This is a genomic window from Rhodococcus artemisiae (assembly GCF_036327795.1).
Taxonomy (GTDB): domain Bacteria; phylum Actinomycetota; class Actinomycetes; order Mycobacteriales; family Mycobacteriaceae; genus Rhodococcus; species Rhodococcus artemisiae.
In genome coordinates, this window is record NZ_JAUTXY010000016.1 from 26263 (window position 1) to 38343 (window position 12081).

Here is a 12081-nt window from a genome sequence, read left to right on the forward strand (position 1 = left end):
GATTCTCCTAGATGGGGTACGACGGATTCGACAATGTGAATCCTGTTGACGGGATATCTATTTGGCAGGGGCAAAGGGGACCCCGAGTGCTTTCGGGGCATTGCCGCGCGCAAACCACACGGTGGTCACCACGACGGCGATCAGCGTCACCAGGTACGGCATCGCCTGGAACAACTCGTAGGGGACCGATGTGGATTGCCCACCCGATGCCGCCTGTACTCGCAGCTGGAATGCATCGACGAGACCGAACATGAAGCCGCCGGCCATAGCGCCGAGCGGATTCCATCGGGCCAAGATCACGACACCGAGTGCGATCCATCCGCGGCCCCCCGTGATGCCGTCCTGGAAGAAGCGCAGGCCGTCGACCACCAGGGCGCCGGCCATGCCGGCTGCTGCGCCGGAGATCAGCAGTGTGATCCAGCGCGTACGTGCAACGGAGATACCGACCGAGTCGGCGGCCTCGGGGCTCTCACCTGCCGCGCGCACCGAGAGGCCGAACGCGGTGCGGGAAAGCAGCCACCACAGTGCGACAACCAGCAGGAGCGCGATGTGCACGAGCGGGGATTGAGAGAACAGGATCGGGCCGAGGACAGGAATGTCGGACAGCACGGGCAGATCGAGCGGTGTGGTGCCCTCGATGCGCGGCGGCGTGCCGGTGATGCCGAACACCTGGAGATACAGGAAGGCTGCGATACCCGAACCGAGGATCACCACAGAGATGCCGGTGATGATCTGGTCGATGGCCATCGTGATGGTCAGGTATCCGACGAGTACAGCCGTGAGGAGGCCGGCCACAGCACCGGCGACGGCTCCGAGCATCGGTTGCCCGGTGGAGTAGGTGGTGATGAAGGCCGCGACTGCCCCTACCATCATCTGTCCCTCGATGCCGAGGTTCATCAGGCCGGAACGTTCGGCCAGGCAGGCTCCGGCCGCCGCGAGAATGATGGGGGCGGCCAGACGCAGTGCCGCGGTGAGCAGTGGGATGAGCGCACCGGCGCCCAGGACCTCGGACCAGTTCATCGGGCACGCTCCATAATTCTGTTGGCGAGCAGCACCGTCACGATCATGACGGCCTGCACGACGGTGCCGATGGATGCTGGAATCTCCTGGGTTCGCTGCACGGCCTGGCTGCCGAGGGTGAGCCCCGAGACCAGTGCCGCTGCGAGGACGATGCCGAAGGGATTGCGTCGGCCGAGCAGCGCCACGACGATCGCGGTGAATCCGATGCCCGAGGACACCGCCAGCGACAGGCGGAATTGGCTGCCGAGCAGCATGATTGCCCCTGCGATACCTCCGAGAGCGCCGCTGATCAATGCGGAGGTCATGATGATCCGGGAGACGGGGATGCCGTTGGCTGCGGCGACGGAGGGACTTTCACCGACCACCTGCGAGGCGAACCCGAACCGCGTCGAGCGCATGAGCCACCACACGAGTGGCACCGCGGCGATGGCCACGAACACGCCGACGTGGATGCGGGTGCCGGGGATGGTTGCGAGCATCGCCCAATCGGGGATGCGTTCGGACTCCGGGGTGAATCCGTTCGGATTGGCGAGTGGTTTCCGTACCGCCCACGCGAGGCCGTAGAAGACCAGATAGTTGAGCATGAGCGACGAGATGATCTCGTTCACGCCCAATCTGGCTTTCAGGATTCCGGCGATCCCCCCGATGAATGCGCCCGCGGCCGCCGCGAGGACGGCGACGACGGGGATCGCGACCCAGCCCGAGTTGAGCGGGACAGTGAGTACCACCGCCGCGGCGGTGATCGCACCGACGTCGTAGTGACCTTGCGCGCCGATGGTGATGAACCCGGTGCGGTAGGCGATCGCGTATCCGAGGCCGATGAGGACGAGGGGAGTCATCCCTGTCAGCAGGCGCCCGAGTTGCGTGTCGCCGCCGAGTGCTGCATCGAGCATCGTCGCGTAGGCGTCGATCGGATTCCCGCCCGCGAGAAGGATGAGGACGGCGCCGACGGAGAGACCGGCTGCCACGGCGAGCAGCGGGACTGCGGCCGAGGTGACCAAGCTCTTCGGTCGCGATGTCGTTGCGGGATCGGTGACCGGGGACGATCCCGGGGGAGTGAGAGTGGCGGTCACGCAGCGGCCTCCTGGAATCCGCCCATCGCTGAGCCGATGGCCTCGCGATCGAACGGTCCTTCGTCGAATTCGGCGACGATGCGCCCGCGGTAGAGAACGACGACGCGGTCGGCGAGACTGCAGACCTCGTCGAGGTCCGAGGAGATCAGGAGGATTGCAGCGCCGCGGGAGCGGTGTTCCACGAGGGTGTCCCACACGAATTCGGTGGCGCCGATGTCGAGGCCTCGGGTGGGCTGTGCGACGACGAGGACGTCCGGCTCGCCGTCGAGGACCCGACCGAGCACGACGCGCTGGGCGTGGCCGCCGGACAGTGTTCCGGCGGGGGTGCGCGGGCTCGGGGCCTTCACCGACAGTGCCGCGATGATGCGCTCGGCGCGTTGTCGAATCGCGTTGCGCGACACGCGTCCCCACCGCTGCGCCACAGGGGGCGTGGTGTAGCTGTCGATGGCGAGGTTGGTATCGATTCCGAGGGACTTGACCAGCCCGCGGGTGTAGCGGTCGGCGGGCACGACACCGACACCGGCCTCCCGGAGATCGCGCGGGCTGGACGTGTCGATCTCACGCTCGTCGATGCACACTGCGCCGGACGAGTCGGCCGCAAGGCCGGAGAGCACATCCTCGAGGGCGGACTGGCCGTTGCCTTCGACCCCCGCAACTGCGACAAGTTCGCCTGCACGTACTCGCAGGTTCACATCGCCGAGCTGGCCTGGCACCGACACGCTCACGAGTTCGAGCATGCAGTGACCCGCCGGCTCGGCGGCAGCTCGGCGGATTCCGAGCCCGACATCGCGGCCCACCATGTCGCGGGCCAGTTCCGCGGTCGTGACGTCGGAGACGGGCCTCTCCGAGACGAGTGTGCCCCCGCGTAGAACACCCACGCGGTCGGCGGCCTCGATCACCTCTTCGAGATGGTGCGTGATCAGCACGATTCCTACGCCGAGATCGGTGGCGAGACGTCGTACCTGCGCGAGCAGTGAATGTATCTCTGTGGGAGCCAGATTCGCGGTGGGTTCGTCGAGGAGTAGGTAGCGGGCTCCCAGGTGCAGGGCGCGGAGGATTTCGACACGCTGCTGTTCGCCGACCGACAGCGTCTCGACGCGGGCGTCGGGCGTGCATGCGAGGCCGGCGTCGTCGGCCAGCGCGGCGATCTCCTCGCCCATCCTGCGCAGGCGACTCCGTCCGACGACGCCGCGTGAGCGTCCGAGCAGGAAGTTCTCGGCCACGGTCATGCTGGGTACGAGCATGAAGTGCTGGTGAACCATGGCGATGCGGTTGTGCCCGCCGTCGGCGAGGGACACGCCGTCGACGGTGATCGCGCCGGCATCCGGGGGGAGCAGGCCCGTGAGAATACGCATCAGCGTGGACTTTCCGGCGCCGTTCTCGCCGAGAAGTGCGTAGACCTCGCCTGGACGGACGTGCAGAGACACGTCGCGCAGGACGACGTTCTCGCCGAACGAACGATGAATGCCGTTCATGACGACTCCGTCGGCAAGCCCTGGGCTCTCGCTGTCGAGGGTGCCGGTGGTGCCGGCCGAGGATACTGCTGTCACCATGCGATGAGACCTTCCAGGTAATCGCTATTCGTTAAGTCGGAACTCTGCAGGTGCATAGTTGACCGGCAATGACCGAATCGTGACGATCGTGTTTCGGACGTCATATGCGGATGAATCGGAGGAGTGTTGTGCCGGAAGAGGATCGCGTCGCGCGGATCGGAGCTGCGATTCGTGCTGCCCGTAAGCGGGATGGTCTCAGTGCCAGGATATTGGCGGAGCGGGCGGGAGTCAGTCAGGCGTTTCTCAGTCAGGTGGAGCGGGGACTGAACGCGCCGTCGCTCGCGACCCTGTACAAGATCGCCGATGCTCTCGGGCGATCACCGTCGAGCTTCCTCGACCCCGCGCCCGACGCGGATGTCCTGGTGGTGCGCGCCGAGGGGCGCATTCCGCAGGCGGTGACCGGTACTCCGACCGCGCCCGTGACGTGGCTGGCGCGCGGAAACGGTGTGATCTCCGAGGTCTACCAGTATCTCATCGGATCGGACGACGACGTCAGCGGCTGGTTCCGCCGCGCGGACGACCTCGTCGTGGTGGTGACAGGTGGCAGCCTCGAGGTGCAGGTGCGTGACCGTGAACCCGTCGTCCTCGTCGAGGGGGATTGCTTGTTCGCCGCGGCAGGAACCGAGATGCAATGGGCTCACAGGGGTGAGGAACCCGCGCACATCGTGCTGTGTGTGGGCGTGACGCCCGAGCATCCGTAACTCGGATCTCACAGGAACGAGACGAGGTGGTAGCCCCGCAAGAATTAACTGATAGCGATCATTCGCCTCGTGTCTGGAGAACCCCATGGACTCGCTTCCCATCATCGATCTGCGCCCGCTACGCGACGGGGGAGACCCCCACGCGGTTGCCGATGCTCTCGACGCAGCCTGCACCGACCTCGGATTCTTCGTCGTGACCGGTCACGGACTCGCCTCCGAGCTCCGCGCTGCGATGATGGAGCAAGCGCAACGGTTCTTCGCGCTGCCCGCAGACGAGAAGATGCAGATCTGGATCGGCAAGTCGTCCTGCCACAGTGGATATGTTCCTCCCAAGGCCGAGACTCTCGACGCTGCACTCGGAGCGGACAGCAAGGAAGCGCTCGACATCACCATCGACCGCGGCCCGGACCATCCGGAAGTCATGGCAGGCACACCCCTGCACGGACCCGCCCAGTGGCCTGACTCGCTGATGCCCGAATTCAAGAGTGTCGCCGAGGAGTACTCGAAGGCCTGTCTCGATATCAATGCTCACCTGATGTGTGGACTTGCGCTCGCCCTCGGCCTGGAGGTCGACGCGTTCGAGCCGATGTTCACCGATCCCATTGCCTCGCTGCGGATGCTGAACTATCCGCCAGCCCCAGCCGGCGACCTCGCGCCGGGCGCCGGTGCACACACGGACTACGGCTCGCTGACCCTGCTCGCGCAGGACGACATCGGCGGATTACAGGTGGCCGCCCGGGGCGGGGGATGGATCGACGTCGTCACCCCACCCGACGCCCTGATCGTCAACCTGGGGGACATGATCGCCCGGTGGACGAATCACCGCTACGTATCGACTCGCCATCGGGTACTCAATCCGGTGGGTGCACATCGGTATTCGATCCCGTACTTCGTCGCCCCGGACTTCCACGCCGTGATCGAAGCGATACCGACCTGCGTCGAGCCCGGGGCAGAACCGATCTATCCTCCGATCGAAGCGGGTGAATACATGCTCTCGCGTTTTGATGCGACGCATGATTACCTCAAAGAAAAGCAGGTCTCGTAGAGACGTGTCGCGGCCCGGCGCGCGTTGTGCCGGCTCGGCCCGGAGGGGGCGACGGATCAGACCGTGAGGCAGACGGTCTTGGTCTCGAGATAATTCTCCAGCCCCGCTGCACCGTTCTCGTAACCCCACCCGGATTCCTTGTGCCCGCCCTTGACCAACTCGGGGGCGAAATAGGAGTGGCAGTTGATCCACACCGTTCCGGCGCGGATCGCGTCGGAAACACGATGGGCGCGTGAGAGGTTCGACGTCCATACGCTCGCGGCCAGGCCGTAGTCGGTGTCGTTCGCCCAGGCGATGACCTCCTCGGCGTCGTCGAACGGAGTGACGGTGACGACGGGACCGAAGATCTCCTCACGCATCATCGGCAGGTCCGAGCCGGCATCGACGACGACGGTCGGCTCGTAGAAGCTGCCGATCTCACCCACCGCACGACCCCCGGCGACGACCGTCGCGCCACCGCGGACACCGTCGTCGACGTACGACGCCACCGTGTTGCGGTGCCGCCGGCTCACGAGTGGACCGAGGTCGGTGCCCTCGTCGAGCCCGTGGCCCAGACGAAGTGACCGTGCAGCGGCGGCCAGGCCGTCCACCACCTGCTCGTACACCGACCGTTCGGCATAGACACGCGATCCGGCGACGCACACCTGACCGCAGTTCGAGAAGATGCCCCGCGCGATGCCGGGGACGGCCGTGTCGAGTTCGGCGTCGCCGAACACCAGGACGGGAGACTTCCCGCCGAGTTCGAGCGTCAGGCGCTTGAGGTTGCTCGCGCCGGATGCGGCCGTCAGGGCTCGCCCGGTCGCGGTGGACCCCGTGAATGTCACCTTGTCGACATCCCGGTGGGACGCCAACCGCGCGCCGACGGTGCCGTCACCCGTGAGAACCCCGACGACGCCGGCCGGTACGCCTGCCTCGACCATGAGCTCACCGAGGCGCAGTGCAGTGAGCGAGGTGTCCTCAGCCGGTTTGAGGATGACGGCGCATCCCGCCGCGAGGGCCGGTGCGAGCTTCATCGCCGCCATGAGCATCGGCGAATTCCACGGGACGATCGCCGCGACCACACCGACCGGTTCGCGCACCGTCTGCGCGACCACCCGTTTTCCGGGTGGCTGGTAGGTGATCGATGGCGCGATCGTGGTGCCCGTGATCTTCGTGGCCCATCCGGCGTAGTACCGGAACTGTTCTGCTGCCGAGGGAATCTCCGCGAACCGGGACGTCGCCCACGACTTACCCTGGTCGAAGGTCTCCAGTTCGGCCAGTTCGTCGGCATGGACATCGATGGCGTCGGCGATGTGCCACAGCACCCGTGCGCGCGCGGCGGGCGTCCACGCTCGCCACTTCCCGTGCAGCGCGGCGCGTGCCGCGGCGACCGCTGCGTCCACATCGTCGGCGCCTGCGGAGGACAGTGTGGCGAGGACAGCGCCGGTGGCGGGATCGGAGGTCTCGAACGGCGCTCCCGCTCCGGCGATCCACCGGCCGTCGATGAGCAGGCGCTTGTCGTTGCCGTCGAGGAACGCGGCGCTGTGCCGCGGTGCGATGCTGGTGGTCATGGACGTGCTCCTGCGGTGTGGGCGGGTCGGAACGGGAGTGCTCCCCACCGCAGCCCTTTGGCTTTGAGCCAGCGACGGTAGGTGACCGAGGACGCGTCCGCCCGTGTGGGGATCTCGTCACGGGGATCGAGCGGGAGCAACAGCGGCCTCTGGTTCTCGACGATGATGCGGTCCTGCAGGAAGATCACCTGCTCGAACTGGGTCAGCTCGGTGTGGGTCGAATCAGGATCGACGAGGTACATCACCGGCTGTGCACGACACAACGTTTCCGTGATCGGCTGGATGAACAGCGCGATGGCGTCGAGACGTGTCTCGTCGGAGGGTGAAATCCGGTACAGCATCACCTGATACGGATCCGGTACACGATAGGTCAGATGTGCGAAGGTGCCTTCCGATGCCGCGGACATCTGAGGCTGGAAGAACTTGCAGTCGGTGGCCCATACCTCATCGGTGTCCTTGCGGATCTCCCAGCTGTAACGGGCAACCTCGGTGGCTGCCTCACCGCCGAGGATCCCGGTGTGCACGAACGGGAAGTGGGCCATGTCGAGGAAGTTCTCGACGACGCGGCCGGGAGATGATCGGAGTGTGACCCATCCGCACGCGACGTACCGACGGCCGGGCTCATCGGCCTCGTCGATCGTGAAGACGTCGCGGACAGGCTCACCGAGCGTGGTCCACACGAATCCGAACTTCGTACGTACCGGCAGTTCACGTGCTGCCGTGTGGACGACGGGATGGCCGTCCTGATCGTGTCCGCAGGTGAGGTCGGCGCCGAGCAGTGTGGTGGCGACAGCGGCAGCTTCGAGTTCGTTCTCCGCGCAGACCGGGTACCAGCGGTCGAGGACGACGGGATCGTCGCACAGGGTGGTGGTCATGACGGGGTCCTCTCGTGTCCTCTGATCAACGCGGCGGCGCGTTCCGCGAGGGCGATGACGGGTGCGTTCGTATTGCACGACGGCAGTATCGGAATCACGGATGCGTCGACGACGCGCAGCCTGTCGAAACCGTATACCCGCAGCTCGGGGTCGACGACCGCGTCGGGGCCGACACCCATCGCGCAGGTACCGCCGACGTGGAAGAACGTCGAGCAGCTTGCCCGGACGAACGCTTCCGCCTCGGCTCGGTCGAGTCGCCGATCGGGCGCAGCGGGTGTGTCGATCAGCCCACGCAATGCTGCGGTACCGGCGAGGTCGAAGATGTAATCGAGGCCCGAGACGAGGGCGTCGAGGTCGCGTGGATCGGACAGATAGCGGGGGTCGATGTCGGGTGCGACCTCGGGGTCGGCAGAACGCAAGGACAGTCGCCCGACGCTGCGGGACCGCATGAGACCGGGGGAGATGGCGAAGACGTCACCGGCGACGTCGTACCGTTTCGTCACCTCCGGGGTCGCGTGCGGCCCCTGCACGATGAATGCGTGCAGATCCGGAAGATCCAGGGCCGGATCGGATCGCCAGTTCAGGATTGCTCCGCCGCCGTTGTCCCGCACCGGTCCGAGCGGACGACGGGACCGGAAGTTCACACCCATCAGCAAGGGATGATCCTGAAGATTGCGTCCGACACCGGGAAGATCTGCGCGGACAGTGACGCCGTGCTCACCGAGGTGTTCGAGATCTCCGATGCCTGCGAGCAGCAGCAGATGTGGGCTGGCGATCGCGCCCGCGCACAGCAGTGTCTCGGCGTGCGCGCGGACCTCGACGACGCCGTGCGATCGGTACCGCACGCCGGTGCACCGAGTCCCGGCGAACACGAGCTCGGTGACGGTCGCGCCGGTGCGGACCGTGAGATTCGGCCGGGCCAGCACCGGATCGAGGTAGGCGCGAGCGGTGCTGCCGCGATGCCCGTCATCGATGTTGAGATTGGCGAGGGCGGCACCCTCGATGTCGGGTCCGTTGCAGTCGTCGAGCACCGTCATGTCGAGTTCTGCTGCGGCCTCCAGTAATCCGGCGGCAACGGGGTGAGGATTCGGCGGCGTGGTGATGCGGATCGGGCCACCGGCGCCACGCTCCGCGGTTGCACCGCCCTCCCAGTCCTCGGCGCGCCGGAAGTACGGGAGCAGCGACGCGTAGTTCCAACCCTTCGCCCCCGCTGTCTCCCATGCGTCGTAGTCCGACGCGTGCCCGCGGTACCACAGCATCGCGTTGATGCTGCTCGATCCGCCGAGCACGCGTCCCCGCGGGATCGGCACTTCGCGCCCGTCGAGCAGCGGATTCGCGGTGAAGTGGTAGCCCCAGTCGTATGCGCCGCCGAGCAGAGAAGCCCAGGTTCCGGGTGTGTCCAGCGAGTCGATTCCGGCGTGGTCCGGTCCGGCCTCGAGGAGCAGCACGGTGACGTCGGGGTCCTCGGTGAGGCGGGCCGCGAGGACGCACCCCGCGGACCCACCCCCGACGACGACGTAGTCGTAGCCGTCAGTTGTGTTCACTGGGGCCCATGATCGTGATGTTCTCCGTCGCCTCCACGTGGCGGACGAAGATGTACTTGTCCTCACGCCCGTCGCTGTGCTTGCGCTTGATGCCGGGCTGGACATTGCTCGAGACCTTCGCGACGAGCACATACGGCTCGTCTGCCGCAAGCCCGGACACGCAGTGCTTCTCGAATTCTTCGAGAGTCGTGGCCGTGTAGGACTTCTCCACGCCGGCTCCGCGTGCGATGGCAGCGATGTCCACATTGCCGTGAGCCGTGTGGGTGGGTGGCCCGCCGATCGACTGGTAGCACTCGTTGTCCCACACCACCGTGAAGAGATTGCTGGGCCGCTCGTTACCGAGTGTCGCGAGGATGCCCAGGTTGAACAGCATTCCACCGTCGGTGTCGAGAGAGATGATCCGACGGTGAGGCAGGCCCACCGCGAGTCCGAATGCCTGCGGGGTGACGCAGCCGAGCTGCTGCTGGAACAGGCTTGCCTGTCGCATGTGCGGTGCGGCGTTGTACCACTCGTCGACGCTGGCCCCCAGGGACAGGATCACCAGTTCGTTGTCGAGTAGGGCTGCGAGCGCCTGCATGCACTCGAATCGGGTCATGCGCATGGTGGTCATCGGACGAGTCCTCCTCCGAGGGCGACGGCGGAATGATGGTAGGCCGAGTACGACCATTCGAATGCGTCGTGGACGGCACGTTCGATCGCATCCTCTTCGCGGACGATGCGGTACGGGATACGCAGCGCATCGAGGATCGGCTCCATGGTGATGCCGTGTGGTACTGCCCACCAGTTGTTCTCGCCGAGTTCGCCGCGATAGCTCATGAGCATGATCACGGGGATCCCCGCGCCGAGACCCATCCGGGCCAATGGTTCGACGGAGGCGCGGAGGCCCGAGTTCTCCATGATGAGCACGCCGCGTGCGCCGGACAGGAACAGCCCACCGCAGATGGCGGCGCCTTCGCCTTCGTTGGTGACCTGGATGGTCCGGATGCTCGGATGCGCATCGAGCGCGGGGTACAGCTCTTTGAACAGGGAATCGGGGAGGTAACACACGGTGCTGACGCCGGCCTTCTCGAGGCCGCGGATCACCGCGTCGACGGTCGACTGTTCCATGAGGATCCTTCCGTGGAAAGGTCAGGGGAAGACGGGAATACCAGGCATTTCGACGAACCCGGGAAGTTGTTTGATGAGGCGCATCCACCGTCGTAGTCCGGGGTACGCGTCGTGATCGATACCGATGTCCCGGCTCAGTGCGGCAGCCGGATAGACGGCCAGGTCGGCCGCTGTGGGTCGATCGCCGGCAAGCCAGTCGCCGTCCGGGAGCGAGACGGCGAGGTGGTCGTCGACCTCCTGGAGTACTGCCCGCGCACCGTGGTTGTCGATGGGATCGGTGGTGAACAGGGACCTCTCGCGGCAGACGTACACCTGCTCGAGGGGCCCGGATGCGAACCGCAGCCACCGATCGTCGGGCGGCATCCACACGGTGCCGGCGACGACGTGCATGAGAATCGTCTCCATACCGACAAGCATCTGTTCCCCGGTTTCGAGTACCGGTAGGACCCCGGTCGGGGTGAGCTCGCGGTATCGCCCTTCGAGGTGTTTCGCGCCCGGGAACACGTCGACGGGCACGGTGGTGTGCTCCATCTCCATGAGCGACAGCGTCAGTCGCACCGAGTAACACCTCGGGTCGAGCGGGAAGTCGTGCAACACAGGGATTGTCATCACTGCACCGCCTCGACTGTCGTGGTCACCGAGTCTCGGATGTCATGCAGGCGCCGTACGAGCCGGGTCACGGTCTCTGCCGGAAGGTTCCCGACTGCGACGACATGTACTGCCGTCGTGGCCTCGTCGACCTTCTGGATGCCGGCGCGGATCTCCACGCCGTCGATCTGCCCGGTGGCGACGTGCCCGTCGAGGGCGAGGTCCTCCACCTCGGAGCGGAGCCGGTCGATCACGCGCTCGGTGTCGGCGGTGAACCACACCGACCGGATCGGTTCCGGTGCGGTCTCGGGGGCGGATCGTTCGGGGACGGCGGTGTCGCTGGAGTCGGTAGTCGACACCCACGCGATTCCGCTGCGGTCGACAGCTCGGTAACGGACGGGCGTCACGGTACTCGGCGGAGTCATCTTCGGGTGAGCCGGCACGTGCCTGCATGCACCTTTGCCATCGAATTGCCAACCGTGATAGAGGCATACGAGTCTGGCTCCGCGGACGAATCCGAGGCTGAGGCGCATTCCCCGATGTGGGCATCGGTCCGCCCACGCGTGCAGCACGCCGTCGGCGCCGCGCCACAGTGCTACTGGTGCACCGTTCACCGCGGTGCCGGTTGCGGAGCCGGGTTCGATATCGCGGGTGAGGGCCACGGAAACCCACGGGGTCATGGCACTACCTTTCTCTCGGGCGATGTGGACTGAGGGGCCGTGCATTCGAGGACGACGTTGTCGCCCGGTGCAAGTGCGCAGGCAGCTTCGAGGGCGCCGACGAGATCGGGGTCGCCGCGCGTGTGTAACGCGATGCGATGTTCCGTGGCGGACAGAACGGTTGCGTGCACGTGAAGTTGTTCCGCTCGTGCGGCAATGAATGTGTTCATGACGTCGGGGTCGAAGCGTCCCACCAACTCGAGGGTGGGTGGGAGCATTGCCGAACAGGTCATGTGGTCCTCCGGAGACGTGGGGTGCTCGTCTGGGACGGCCCTCACACCCGTCTCCGGAAAATCCTCCTCCGGA

Annotated in this window: 13 protein-coding genes; 2 read left to right on the forward strand and 11 right to left on the reverse strand. The window is 66.1% G+C overall.

The features are described 5' to 3' along the window. Positions 1 to 57 precede the first annotated feature (57 nt). The 3 genes from Q7514_RS26465 to Q7514_RS26475 are packed head-to-tail and all read right to left on the reverse strand — an operon-like array spanning position 58 to position 3646. Positions 58 to 1020 (reverse strand): ABC transporter permease, encoded by a 963-nt coding sequence (locus Q7514_RS26465; protein ID WP_330136252.1) that lies wholly within the window; start codon positions 1018 to 1020, stop codon positions 58 to 60. Then, positions 1017 to 2093: an ABC transporter permease gene (locus tag Q7514_RS26470; RefSeq protein WP_330136253.1), complete on the reverse strand. Its 1077-nt coding sequence runs from the start codon at positions 2091 to 2093 to the stop codon at positions 1017 to 1019. The genes Q7514_RS26465 and Q7514_RS26470 overlap by 4 nt, the downstream gene beginning before the upstream one ends. Beyond that, complete coding sequence (locus Q7514_RS26475) at positions 2090 to 3646, reverse strand: ABC transporter ATP-binding protein (protein ID WP_330136254.1); 1557 nt, start codon at positions 3644 to 3646, stop codon at positions 2090 to 2092. Before Q7514_RS26475 ends, Q7514_RS26470 begins: the two co-directional genes overlap by 4 nt. Before the next feature lie 128 nt (positions 3647 to 3774). On the opposite strand from Q7514_RS26475, the gene Q7514_RS26480 reads away from it, so the two are divergent. Together Q7514_RS26480 and Q7514_RS26485 are read left to right on the forward strand one after the other, a co-directional pair. Further along, positions 3775 to 4347 carry a helix-turn-helix domain-containing protein gene (locus Q7514_RS26480; RefSeq protein WP_330136255.1) on the forward strand — a complete coding sequence of 191 codons (573 nt, stop codon included), beginning with the start codon at positions 3775 to 3777 and terminating at the stop codon, positions 4345 to 4347. A gap of 85 nt (positions 4348 to 4432) precedes the next feature. After that, positions 4433 to 5392 carry an isopenicillin N synthase family dioxygenase gene (locus Q7514_RS26485; protein WP_330136256.1) on the forward strand — a complete coding sequence of 320 codons (960 nt, stop codon included), beginning with the start codon at positions 4433 to 4435 and terminating at the stop codon, positions 5390 to 5392. A 56-nt stretch (positions 5393 to 5448) separates the two neighbouring features. Here the strand turns inward: Q7514_RS26485 and Q7514_RS26490 are convergent, their stop codons facing one another. Genes Q7514_RS26490 through Q7514_RS26525 form a run of 8 tightly spaced genes read right to left on the reverse strand, consistent with a single transcriptional unit; the run spans position 5449 to position 12008 of the window. Continuing rightward, a complete protein-coding gene (locus Q7514_RS26490) occupies positions 5449 to 6942 on the reverse strand; it encodes an aldehyde dehydrogenase family protein (RefSeq protein WP_330136257.1) in 1494 nt (497 codons plus the stop codon). After that, positions 6939 to 7817: an aromatic ring-hydroxylating dioxygenase subunit alpha gene (locus Q7514_RS26495; protein ID WP_330136258.1), complete on the reverse strand. Its 879-nt coding sequence runs from the start codon at positions 7815 to 7817 to the stop codon at positions 6939 to 6941. The genes Q7514_RS26490 and Q7514_RS26495 overlap by 4 nt, the downstream gene beginning before the upstream one ends. Further along, positions 7814 to 9361, reverse strand: coding sequence for a GMC family oxidoreductase (locus Q7514_RS26500; protein ID WP_330136259.1), 1548 nt, complete (start codon positions 9359 to 9361; stop codon positions 7814 to 7816). Before Q7514_RS26500 ends, Q7514_RS26495 begins: the two co-directional genes overlap by 4 nt. Further along, complete coding sequence (locus Q7514_RS26505) at positions 9348 to 9971, reverse strand: thiamine pyrophosphate-dependent enzyme (protein WP_330136260.1); 624 nt, start codon at positions 9969 to 9971, stop codon at positions 9348 to 9350. Before Q7514_RS26505 ends, Q7514_RS26500 begins: the two co-directional genes overlap by 14 nt. After that, positions 9968 to 10468 (reverse strand): thiamine pyrophosphate-binding protein, encoded by a 501-nt coding sequence (locus Q7514_RS26510; protein WP_330136261.1) that lies wholly within the window; start codon positions 10466 to 10468, stop codon positions 9968 to 9970. Before Q7514_RS26510 ends, Q7514_RS26505 begins: the two co-directional genes overlap by 4 nt. 21 nt (positions 10469 to 10489) lie before the next feature. Then, positions 10490 to 11077, reverse strand: coding sequence for a glutathione S-transferase family protein (locus tag Q7514_RS26515; RefSeq protein ID WP_330136262.1), 588 nt, complete (start codon positions 11075 to 11077; stop codon positions 10490 to 10492). Continuing rightward, on the reverse strand, positions 11077 to 11736 hold the full coding sequence (locus Q7514_RS26520; protein ID WP_330136263.1) for a Rieske 2Fe-2S domain-containing protein: 660 nt from the start codon (positions 11734 to 11736) through the stop codon (positions 11077 to 11079). Before Q7514_RS26520 ends, Q7514_RS26515 begins: the two co-directional genes overlap by 1 nt. Continuing rightward, entirely contained in the window at positions 11733 to 12008 is a 276-nt protein-coding gene (locus Q7514_RS26525; RefSeq protein WP_330136264.1) for a hypothetical protein, read from the reverse strand. Before Q7514_RS26525 ends, Q7514_RS26520 begins: the two co-directional genes overlap by 4 nt. Between the last annotated feature and the right edge of the window lie 73 nt (positions 12009 to 12081).